The 502-nt window shown below is 43.8% G+C and carries 1 protein-coding gene; it reads left to right on the forward strand.

Translation table 11 applies throughout. From position 1 onward, the window contains the following. Positions 1-502: formyltransferase family protein (locus tag R7R24_RS30845; RefSeq protein WP_318120735.1), on the forward strand; the 502-nt coding region annotated here is incomplete at both ends.

Here is a 502-nt window from a genome sequence, read left to right on the forward strand (position 1 = left end):
AGAAAACACTGTTGACCCATTGTTCTGACGCACCGGGTTTGATCTCTAAAATTACTAATATCTGTTACAAACATCAGCTCAACATCGTTCATAATAACGAATTTGTTGATAACACCAGTGGGCACTTTTTCATGCGAACGGAGTTGGAGGGGTACTTCAACGACCAAACGTTTCTTGCCGATTTAGACCAAGCTCTACCGCAAGGTGCAAAACGCACTCTCATTGGCTCTCGCCGTAAACGCATCGTGATTCTCGTAACGAAAGAAGCACACTGTTTAGGTGATATTCTGATGAAAAATTACGATGGCAGTTTAGATGTAGAAATCGCCGCCGTGGTGGGTAACTACGATAAGTTGCAAGGCCTCACTGAACGTTTTGATATCCCTTACCACTATGTGACGCACGAAGATCTAAGCCGTGAAGAACACGAGCAAAAGATGTTAGAGGTGATCGATCAATACGATGCAGATTACTTGGTGCTAGCGAAATACATGCGCGTTCT

It is taken from the genome of Vibrio sp. 704, assembly GCF_033339295.1.